The sequence below is a fragment of the Cellulomonas biazotea genome, assembly GCF_004306155.1.
Lineage (GTDB): Bacteria > Actinomycetota > Actinomycetes > Actinomycetales > Cellulomonadaceae > Cellulomonas > Cellulomonas biazotea.
Genome location: NZ_BIMR01000110.1, coordinates 1 through 8,244, shown reverse-complemented (window position 1 = coordinate 8,244; position 8,244 = coordinate 1). Strand labels below are relative to the sequence as shown.

The following is an 8,244-nucleotide window of genomic DNA, read 5'->3' as shown; positions in this document are numbered from 1 at the left end:
GTCCGCGGGTCCGGTGGGACCCGGCGGACGCCGGCCGTGGGTGCGCGCCGGGGGACCGGCGGGCGGGTGGGGCGCAGCGGGTCGGCGCTGCGCCCGGGCTCAGCCCTGCTGGATGGCGGAGACGTCGAGCGAGATGACGACCTTGTCGGCGACGAGGACGCCACCGGCCTCGAGGGCCGCGTTCCACGTGAGGCCGAAGTCCTTGCGGGAGATCGTCACGGTGGCCTCGAACCCGGCGCGCGTGTTGCCGAACGGGTCGACGGCGGTGCCGTTGAACTCGGTGGCGAGCTCGACGCTCTGCGTCACGCCGTGGATCGTGAGGTCGCCGACGATGACGTAGTCGCTGCCCGCGCCGCGGATCTCGGTCGAGGCGAAGGTCCACTGGCCGAACTTCTCGACGTCGAAGAAGTCGCCCGACTTGAGGTGGCCGTCGCGGTTGGCGTCACCGGTGGAGACGGTGGACGGGTCGAGCGTGACGTTGACGGAGGTGTCCGCGAGCGTCTCGCCGACGACGATGGTGCCCTCGGAGACGGCGATCGAGCCGCGGACCTTGGAGATGCCGGCGTGACGGACCGTGAAGGCGGCCTCGGTGTGGGAGGCGTCGACGGCCCACGTGCCGGTCGTGAGGCCGGCGGGAAGGGCGGTGGTGGCGGTGGTGCTCATGGGGGAGGCTCCTCAGTCGTTGAACGGTCAACCACTCTCGTTAGTTGAGAATTGAACTACACTCGTCGGCAGAGCGCAAGAGATGTCCGGAGGACGGAGACGTGATGAGCACCACCGAGCCCACGACCGCCGTGTCGAGCGAGCGGGCGGGCGACCCGACGACGGGGCCGACGGACGAGCCGACGGACGAGCCGACGCCCGCCGGTGGCTGGCTCACCGCCGAGCAGCAGCAGCACTGGCGCTCGTTCCGGTCCGGCGCCGCCCGGCTCATCGCCGTGCTCGACCACGAGCTCGAGGCGCAGTCCGGCCTGTCCACGCACGAGTACGAGGTCCTCGTCCGCCTCTCCGAGCGGCCCGGCCGCACCATGCGCATGTCCGAGCTCGCCGACGGCGTCGTGCACTCCCGCAGCCGCCTCACGCACACCATCCGCCGCATGGAGGCCGCGGGCCTCGTCGGCCGCACGCCCTGCGCCGAGGACGCGCGCGGCGTGAACTGCACCATGACCGCCCTCGGGTGGAGCCGCCTCGTCGCCGCCGCGCCCGGGCACGTCCAGTCCGTCCGCGACCACCTGGTCGACGTCCTCACCCCCGCGCAGTTCGCCGCGCTCGGCGAGGCCATGCAGGTGGTGGCCGACCGCATCGTCTCGGGACCGTGCGAGGACGCCGCGGGTGGCCCGTGTCACGTCGGCTGAGCACCCGGACCGTCCGGGACACCCAGCCACGTTTGCGACACTGACCCCTATGGTCGCCACCACCGTCCACCTGCTGCGTCACGGCGAGGTGCACAACCCCGACGGTCTGCTCTACGGACGTCTGCCCGGGTACCGCCTCTCCGAGCGCGGCCACGCCATGGCCCGGGCCGTCGCCGACGCGCTCGCGGGCGAGCCCGACGCGGCCGGCGGTCCGGCCCGCACGCGGCACGACGTCACCGTCGTCGTCGCCTCCCCGCTGCAGCGCGCGCAGGAGACCGCGGCCCCCATCGCCGCCGCGTTCGGCCTGGACGTCGGCACCGACGAGCGCCTCATCGAGGCCGCCAACCACTTCCAGGGCATGAAGTTCGGCGTCGGCGACGGCTCGCTGCGCCACCCCACCCACTGGCCGTACCTGCGCAACCCGTTCCGGCCGTCGTGGGGCGAGCCGTACAAGGAGCAGGTCGACCGGATGCTCGCCGCCGTCGACGCCGCACGCGACCTCGCCCGCGGCCACGAGGCCGTGCTCGTCAGCCACCAGCTCCCCGTCTGGGTCACGCGCCTCGCCGTCGAGGGCCGCCGCCTGTGGCACGACCCGCGCCGCCGCCAGTGCAGCCTCGCGTCGCTGACCAGCCTGCGCTACGAGGACGACCGGCTCGTCGGCGTCGGCTACAGCGAGCCCGCCGCGGCGCTGCTGCCCGGCGCGTCCCCGGTGGCGGGGGCGTGAGCGTGCACGGGACCGCCCGGGCGCCACGACCGCTGCGCGCCCGCGCGCGGCGCCTGCTCGGTGCGGCCGTCGCCGCGTCCGCCGCGCTGCTGCTCGTCGCCGGGTGCTCGGTCGGCGCCGCGGACGACGACACCCCCGAGGACGTCGTCGACCAGGGCTACCAGTCCGGCGACGGCAGCGCGACGACGTGGGCCGCCGCCGACCGCAAGGGCCCGCTCGACCTGGCCGGCACCGACTACGCCGGGGTGACGCAGGACGTCGCGGACTGGCGCGGGGACGTCGTCGTCCTCAACACCTGGTACGCCGCGTGCCCGCCGTGCCGCGCCGAGGCCCCCGACCTCGTCGACCTCGCGAACGACTACGCCGACCAGGGCGTGCACGTCCTCGGGCTCAACGGCACCGACGCCGCGGGCGCCGCGGAGGCGTTCCAGCGCCAGTTCGAGGTCCCGTACCCGAGCATCGACGACACCGACGGTGCCGCCGTCGCCGCCCTGCAGGGCGTCGTGCCCGTCAACGCCGTCCCGACGACCGTCCTGCTCGACCGCGACGGCAAGGTCGCCGCGCGCATCCTCGGCCTCGCCGAGGGGTCGACGCTGCGCGCGCTCGTCGACGACCTGCTCGCCGAGCAGCCGGGCGGCACGTCGTCGTGACCCCCGCCGTCCTGCCCGCGCTCGCCACCGGCCTGCCGGTCGTGGCGGACGTCGGCGACACCTTCGGCCGGGCCGTGACGTCCGGCTCGCTGCTGCTCGCCGTGCCGCTCGCGCTGCTGGCCGGCCTCGTGTCGTTCGCGTCGCCGTGCGTCCTGCCGCTCGTGCCGGGGTACCTCGGCCTGCTGGGCGGGATGAGCGGAGCGGGCACGGGCGCAGGCCGGTCGCGCCCGGCGACCACGCCGGGTGCGGCTGCGGGGTCGGGCGCCGCCGTCGAGGACGACCCGACCGGGTCCGGGACGGCCGACTCCACCGGGTCGGACGGCCCTCGTCCGCGGACCGCCACCGTCACCGCGCCGCGCGTCGCGGCCACCCGCTCGCGCGTCCTGCTGGGCGTCGCGCTGTTCGTCGCCGGGTTCACCGCGGTGTTCGTCGCCTACGGCGCGCTCGCCGGGTCGCTCGGCGGGCTCCTGCTGCGCTGGCAGGACCCGGTGACGCGCGTCCTGGGCGTCGTCGTCATCGTCATGGGCCTGGCGTTCCTCGGGCTCGTGCCGTTCCTGCAGAACGAGCGCCGCCTGCACCTCGCCCCGCGCGCGGGGCTGTGGGGCGCGCCCCTCCTCGGCGTGACGTTCGGCCTCGGCTGGACGCCGTGCATCGGCCCGACCCTCGCCGCGATCCTCACGCTCTCGCTCGACGGCGGGTCCGCCGGGCGCGGCGCGCTGCTCGCCGTCGCGTTCTGCGTCGGCCTCGGGCTGCCGTTCCTGCTGGTCGCGCTGGGCCTCGAGAGCAGCACGCGGATGCTCGGCTTCCTGCGCCGCCACCGCCTGGCGATCCTGCGGGTCGGCGGCGCGATGCTCGTCGTCCTCGGCCTCGCCCTCGTCACCGGGGTGTGGGGCACGTGGGCGGGCTGGCTGCAGGGCGTCCTCACGGGCTACGACCCCTTCGTGCCGGTGGTGTGACGTGAGCACCTACCGCCCCGAGGGCCTCGACGACGCGTTCACGCAGGTCGCCGAGCCGCCCGCCGCTGCGGGCACCGACGGCGGACCCGACGTCCGGCTGCCTGCGCTCGGCGCCGTCGGCTGGCTGCGCTGGGCGTGGCGCCAGCTCACGAGCATGCGCGTCGCGCTCCTGCTGCTCATGCTGCTCGCGGTCGCCGCCGTCCCCGGCACGCTGTTCCCGCAGCGTGCGCAGGACCCGCCCGGCGTCGCGCAGTACCTGATCGACCACCCGACCACCGGCCCGTGGCTCGACCGCCTGGGGTTCTTCGGCGTCTACTCCTCGGTCTGGTTCTCGGCGATCTACCTGCTGCTGTTCGCGTCGCTCGTCGGCTGCATCCTGCCGCGCACCAAGGTCCACCTGGCCGGGGTCCGTGGCCGCCCGCCGCGCACGCCCCGACGCCTCGGCCGGTTCCCGGCGCAGGGCGGCGCGACGACCGACGACGCCCCGCGTGACGTCGCCGAGCGGGCCGCGGCGACGATGCGGCGTGGCTGGTCGTGGCTGCCGTTCGTCCCGACGTACCGCGTCGACGTGCACGACGAGGGCGGCGGCACGTGGTCCGCGGCGGGCGAGCGCGGCTACCTGCGCGAGACCGGCAACCTCGTGTTCCACCTCGCGCTCGTCGGGCTGCTCGTGTCGGTCGCGACCGGCCAGATGCTGCACTACCGCGGGCAGGCGCTCGTCGTGCAGGGCCGTGGCTTCGCGAACGCGCAGGTCGACTACGACACCTTCGAGCAGGGGTCCGCGTTCGACCCCGCGAGCCTCGAGCCGTTCACGCTGCGTCTCGACGAGTTCGAGTCGCGGTTCGACCCCGAGACGCTCCAGTCGCGCGACTTCACCGCGCACGTGACGCTCACCGAGCCGGGCGACGAGCCGCAGCAGCGCACCATCAAGGTCAACCACCCGCTGTCCGCGGGCGGCGCGAAGGTCTACCTCCAGGGCAACGGGTACGCGCCGCAGGTCACGGTGCACGACGCCGCGGGCGAGGTCGCGTTCGCGGGTGCCGTGCCGTTCCTGCCGCAGGACGAGGTCTACACCTCGCGCGGCGTCGTCAAGGTGCCGGACGTCAGCGGCGGCCAGGCGCAGGTCGGCCTCGTCGGCTACCTGCTGCCCACTGCCCTGGAGGCCGCGCCCGGGCTGTGGCGCTCGACCGACCCGCAGCCCACCGACCCGCTGCTCGTGCTGTCCGTGTGGTCCGGCAACCTCGGGCTCGACACGGGCGTGCCGCAGAACGTCTACGAGCTCGACGAGTCGCGCATGGAGCAGTCCGTCGACGCCGACGGCGACGTCGTCACGCTGTACGTCCGCCCCGGCGAGACCGTCGACCTGCCCGACGGCCTCGGCACGCTCACCTTCGACGGCCTGCCCCGGTTCGTCGCGCTCGACCTGCGGCACGACCCCGCGCTGCCGTTCGTGCTCGTGTTCGCGCTGCTCGCGTTCGCCGGGCTCGCCGCGAGCCTCTTCGCGCCGCGGCGCCGCGTCTGGGTGCGGGCCGCCCCCGGGACCGGCGCGGACGCCGGCCGTACAGTGGTCACCGCGGCGGGCCTGGCCCGCGGCGACGACATCGGGCTCCAGCCCGAGCTGGACCGCGTCCTGGCCGCGACGCTGCCGGACCAGGACACCCCCGACCGCACGACCCCCCGCACCGCCCGCAGCACGGACGCCGAGGCCGACGCACCGACCTCGACCGTCCCCCGAGGAACCCCGAGGTAGCGCCCCCATGACCACCGGTGACCTGAGCACGCTCCTCGTGTGGGCGGCCGCGACCGCGTTCACCATCGCGCTCGTCGCGTACGCGGTCGACCTGTCCCGGGTCGCCGACGCCGCGCAGCGCCGGGCGGCCGCGAAGACGGCCGTCCCCGCGACGGTGCCCGCGGGCGCCGGCGGGGGAGCGGCGCCCGCCCCCGAGCCTCCGGCCGACGTCCCCGCCCGGTCGGCCCGGGCCGAGGGCATCGCCCGCTCGACCACGTACCTCGGCATCGTGCTGCTGCTCGCCGGCATCGTGCTGCGCGGCGTCGCGGCCGGCCGGTGGCCCACGGCCAACATGTACGAGTTCACGATCGTCGGCGTCTTCGTCGCGGTCGTCGTCCTCGCGGTCGTGCAGCGCAGGCGCGTCATCGTGTTCGTCGGGGTGCTCGTCATGGGCATCGCGGTGCTCGCGCTCGTGCTCGCCCTCAACGCGTTCTACATCCAGGCCGACGCCGTCCAGCCCGCGCTGCACAGCTACTGGCTGGTCATCCACGTGGGCGTCGCGATCATCGCGACCGGCATCTTCACGGTCGCGTTCGCCGCGTCCGTCCTGCAGATCCTCGCCGACGTCCGCGAGACCGGCCCGAAGCCCGTCGACGCCCCCCGTGCCTGGACGGACGGCATGCGCCGCGCCGTCGTCGGCCCCCGCTTCGCGTGGGTCGACCAGGTCCCGGACGCGCGCGAGCTCGAGGCGCTCGCGTTCCGCCTCAACGCGCTCGCGTTCGTGCTGTGGACGTTCACCCTCATCGGCGGAGCGATCTGGGCCGAGCACGCGTGGGGCCGGTACTGGGGCTGGGACCCCAAGGAGGTCGGCACCTTCGTCGCGTGGGTCGTGTACGCGGCGTACCTGCACGCGCGCACCACGCGCGGGTGGAGCGGGCGCCGCGCCGCGTACTTCGTGTTCGTCGGCTACGCGGTCGTCCTCGCGAACTTCACGGTCGTCAACCTGTTCATCGACGGGAAGCACTCCTACTCGGGGCTCTGAGCCCGCGAGCCGCTCCCGTCGCCTCGTCGGCGCGGCGTCCCGGTCAGGCCGGCACGCCGTCGCGGTCAGGTCGTCGGCGACCCGTCGCCCGTGTCCTGCTCGCGGCGCCGGCGCTCCTCGTCGAGCTTGCGCAGGAAGTCCGGGTCGTCGTCCGGTGCGACCGGGCCGGGCCGCCGCCGCGGGGCGGCCGGGCCACGAGCGGGCCGCGCCGACCCGTCCTGGCGCGCCGACGCCCGCCGGCCGCGGCTCACGAGGATCCACACGATCGCGCCGAGCACCGGGACGAGCACCACGAGGGCCATCCACAGCGCGGGGTGCACGCCGAGCCGCTCGTCGTCCTCGCTGCGCGAGATGTCGAGCACGCACCACACGACGAGCCCGACGACGATGATGAATCCGAGGTAGCGGGCCATCTCCCCAGGGTAGGCGTCGAGCCGTCCCGCCGCCGTCCTAGGCTGGTGGGGTGCCCGTCGTCCTGTACACGCTCTACCGTCTCGCGCTCTTCGGCGTCTTCCTCGGCCTGCTGTGGTGGGTCGGGATGCAGTCGTGGCTGGCGGCCGTCGTCGCGGCGCTGCTCGCGTGGCTGGCGTCGTACGCGATGCTGCGCCGGCCGCGGGACGCCGCCGTCGCGTGGATGGCGCGGCGCGGCGAGGACCGCGAGCGGCGGGGCGTGACGAGCCGGATCGGCAGCGGTGCGCGTCAGGACGCCGACGTCGAGGACGCCGCCGACGAGCAGGCGCGCCGAGCGGCCGGCCAGGACGGCACGACGCCCGCCTGACGACGGCGGGGACGACGGGTCAGAGCGCCAGCCCGAACCCCAGCAGCACGCCGAACGCGAGCTCGAGCATCCCCGTCCCGGCCAGCACCGGCACGAGCGCCCGGCCGCGTGCGCCGAGCAGGACCACGCCCGCGAGGATCCCCGCCGGGGCGAACAGCAGCAGCACGAGCAGCGCCCACGGCGCCGCGAACGCGCACACCGCGCCGAGTGCGACGGGGACGAGCACGAGCGCGGCGTACACGCGGCGCGCACGGTGCTCGCCGATCCGGACCGCGACGGTGCGCTTGCCGACGAGCGCGTCGGTCGGCACGTCGCGCAGGTTGTTGACCATGAGCAGCGCGCACGCGAGCAGCCCGACGGCGACCGCACCGACCCACGCCGTCCACGGCAGCCCGCCGACCTGCGTGTACGTCGTGCCGAGCACCGCGACGAGGCCGAAGAAGACGAACACGCCGACCTCGCCGAGCCCGCGGTAGCCGTACGGCGACCGCCCACCCGTGTACCCCCACGCCGCCGCGATCGAGAACGCGCCGACGGCGAGCAGCCACCACACCTGCGAGACGATCACCAGCGCGAGCCCGAGCAGCGCCGCGACGCCGAACGCCACGAAGGCCGCCGCCTTGACGGCCCCCGGGCGGGCGGTGCCCGACGCCGTCAGCCGCAGCGGGCCGACGCGGTCGACGTCGGTGCCGCGCACCCCGTCCGAGTAGTCGTTCGCGTAGTTGACGCCGACCTGCAGCGCGAGCGCGACCCCGAGGGCCAGCGCCGCCCGGCCCAGGTCGGCGCTGTCGACCTGGGCAGCAGCACCGGTCCCGACGAGCACGGGCGCGGCGGCCGCCGGCAGGGTCCGGGGCCGGGCACCGGCCACCCACTCGCGCGCAGTCGTCACGCGTCGCTCCTTCTGGTCGGGGCGGGTGCGCCGCCCGTGGTCGGGCCGGGGCCCGGGGTCTGCGCGGCCAGGGCGCGCTCCGCGAGCGCGGCGACGGCGCGCCGGTCGATCTTGCCCGGCC

General features: G+C 75.4%; 10 protein-coding genes. 7 read left to right on the top strand and 3 right to left on the bottom strand.

Annotation, left to right across the window (positions count from 1 at the left end; translation table 11 throughout):
* Positions 1-99: 99 nt before the first annotated feature.
* Positions 100-663 carry a YceI family protein gene (locus CBZ_RS08695; RefSeq protein ID WP_130781173.1) on the bottom strand — a complete coding sequence of 188 codons (564 nt, stop codon included), beginning with the start codon at positions 661-663 and terminating at the stop codon, positions 100-102.
* Positions 664-767: 104 nt separating this feature from the next.
* Between CBZ_RS08695 and CBZ_RS08690 the strand changes: the two genes are divergently transcribed.
* Genes CBZ_RS08690 through ccsB form a run of 6 tightly spaced genes read left to right on the top strand, consistent with a single transcriptional unit; the run spans position 768 to position 6,456 of the window.
* A complete protein-coding gene (locus tag CBZ_RS08690; RefSeq protein ID WP_165446706.1) occupies positions 768-1,355 on the top strand; it encodes a MarR family transcriptional regulator in 588 nt (195 codons plus the stop codon).
* Positions 1,356-1,404: 49 nt separating this feature from the next.
* The gene (locus CBZ_RS08685) at positions 1,405-2,079 is read left to right on the top strand and encodes a histidine phosphatase family protein (RefSeq protein ID WP_130781171.1); all 675 of its coding nucleotides are present in this window, start codon (positions 1,405-1,407) and stop codon (positions 2,077-2,079) included.
* Positions 2,076-2,729: a TlpA family protein disulfide reductase gene (locus CBZ_RS08680; protein ID WP_373862157.1), complete on the top strand. Its 654-nt coding sequence runs from the start codon at positions 2,076-2,078 to the stop codon at positions 2,727-2,729. The genes CBZ_RS08685 and CBZ_RS08680 overlap by 4 nt, the downstream gene beginning before the upstream one ends.
* The gene (locus CBZ_RS08675) at positions 2,726-3,685 is read left to right on the top strand and encodes a cytochrome c biogenesis CcdA family protein (RefSeq protein WP_130781170.1); all 960 of its coding nucleotides are present in this window, start codon (positions 2,726-2,728) and stop codon (positions 3,683-3,685) included. The genes CBZ_RS08680 and CBZ_RS08675 overlap by 4 nt, the downstream gene beginning before the upstream one ends.
* Position 3,686: 1 nt before the next feature.
* Positions 3,687-5,435 (top strand): cytochrome c biogenesis protein ResB, encoded by a 1,749-nt coding sequence (resB, locus tag CBZ_RS08670; protein WP_246013179.1) that lies wholly within the window; start codon positions 3,687-3,689, stop codon positions 5,433-5,435.
* 7 nt (positions 5,436-5,442) lie between these two features.
* A complete protein-coding gene (gene ccsB / locus CBZ_RS08665) occupies positions 5,443-6,456 on the top strand; it encodes a c-type cytochrome biogenesis protein CcsB (RefSeq protein WP_130781169.1) in 1,014 nt (337 codons plus the stop codon).
* Positions 6,457-6,521: 65 nt separating this feature from the next.
* On the opposite strand, the gene CBZ_RS08660 is transcribed toward ccsB, so the two are convergent.
* On the bottom strand, positions 6,522-6,869 hold the full coding sequence (locus CBZ_RS08660; protein ID WP_130781168.1) for a PLD nuclease N-terminal domain-containing protein: 348 nt from the start codon (positions 6,867-6,869) through the stop codon (positions 6,522-6,524).
* 50 nt (positions 6,870-6,919) lie between these two features.
* Between CBZ_RS08660 and CBZ_RS08655 the strand changes: the two genes are divergently transcribed.
* Entirely contained in the window at positions 6,920-7,234 is a 315-nt protein-coding gene (locus CBZ_RS08655; RefSeq protein ID WP_130781167.1) for a DUF4229 domain-containing protein, read from the top strand.
* Between the two features lie 19 nt (positions 7,235-7,253).
* On the opposite strand, the gene CBZ_RS08650 is transcribed toward CBZ_RS08655, so the two are convergent.
* Positions 7,254-8,123, bottom strand: a complete 870-nt coding sequence (locus CBZ_RS08650; protein WP_130781166.1) for a 1,4-dihydroxy-2-naphthoate polyprenyltransferase — start codon at positions 8,121-8,123, stop codon at positions 7,254-7,256.
* Positions 8,124-8,244: the final 121 nt, after the last annotated feature.